The sequence below is a fragment of the Pseudomonas neustonica genome, assembly GCF_003797945.1.
Classification (GTDB): domain Bacteria; phylum Pseudomonadota; class Gammaproteobacteria; order Pseudomonadales; family Pseudomonadaceae; genus Halopseudomonas; species Halopseudomonas neustonica.
The window spans coordinates 1-1,247 of the sequence record NZ_RKKU01000072.1 but is presented as its reverse complement, the minus strand read 5'-3'; the positions used below and the strand labels follow the sequence as shown (position 1 = coordinate 1,247).

Annotated in this window: 1 protein-coding gene; it reads right to left on the bottom strand. The window is 54.2% G+C overall.

Features of this window, described 5'->3' with window-relative positions:
* Positions 1-1,243 (bottom strand): IS1182 family transposase (locus EF096_RS20150; RefSeq protein WP_123891521.1); only part of this gene is annotated, 1,243 nt, incomplete at its 3' end.
* Between the last annotated feature and the right edge of the window lie 4 nt (positions 1,244-1,247).

The window sequence follows — 1,247 nt, the reverse complement described above, 5'->3', positions numbered from 1 at the left end:
TCATCATCTCCGGTGCTTGATTCAGCTGGCGTTGCACTTCCTCCAGCACAGCTTCATGTTCCCAGCGCCTTACCCGACGATTTGTGCTTGGCGTGCACTGGGTTTTCAGGGTGCAACTCTGGCATTTTGAACTCCAGTAACAGTGCATATTCATGCCTTTCTCAACGCTGGAGAACCGCCAAATCAGAGCCTCTCCCGCCGGGCATGTGTATTCGTTTTTTGTCGAGTCATACACGAAGGCATCTTTGTTGAATCGGCCATCAGCCTTGGCGCTTGAAGTCATTGGCTTAGGCACATAGGCCGTGATGTTTGCGTCGTGACAGGCAAGGATCTCTTCACCCTTGAAGTAGCCTCGGTCAGCCACCACGGACAGCGTTTCTGTCCCCATCGCCTCGCGGGCTTGCTTGGCCATTGGGCTGAGCTGGTCTCGGTCGGATCCGACGTTGGTCACCTCATGCGCGACGATTAAATGGTGTTTGGTATCGACCGCTGTCTGAACGTTGTAGCCGACGATACCGCTGCCGCGCGTCATCATCGAACGGGCATCTGGGTCGGTCAGCGAAACCTGTTTATCAGGGGAATCGTTGAGCTGAGTTTCGATCTTTTGAAGCTCTTTCATCTGCGCTTTGAGCTTGGCGATTTTATCTTCCAGGCTGCCAGTGTCTGGCGCGGAGGCGCTAGGAGTCTGTCGATCAGCCGCATCGAGTGCAGCCAAATAACGACTGATGCTCGCCTCGATTTCTTCCATACGCCGCTTCAGTTTGGCGCTGGTGAAATTGCGGTCACGGTTGTTCACTGCCTTGAATTTGCTGCCGTCGATGGCAACCAGGTTTTCGCTAAACAGCCCCAACTGCTGGCAGAGCAAAACGAACTGACGGCAGACGCCGCGAATAGCTTTGCTATTGTCTTTGCGGAAGTTGGCGATGGTCTTGAAATCGGGCATCAAGCGCCCGGTCAACCACATCAGTTCGACGTTGCGCTGGGCTTCACGCTCCAGACGACGGCTGGATTGAATACGGTTCAGGTATCCGTAGATATAGATCTTCAGCAGGATCGCAGGGTGATAAGCAGGTCTGCCGGTTTCGGCTGGAATCACGCCATCGAAACCCAATTTGGCTAGGTCGAGTTCATCGACGAAGACATCGACCACGCGCACTGGATTGGTATCGCTGACGTAGTCGTCGAGGCTTTCGGGAAGCAAGGTGCTTTGACCTCGGTGTTCACCCTGGATAAACCGTTTCATGGGA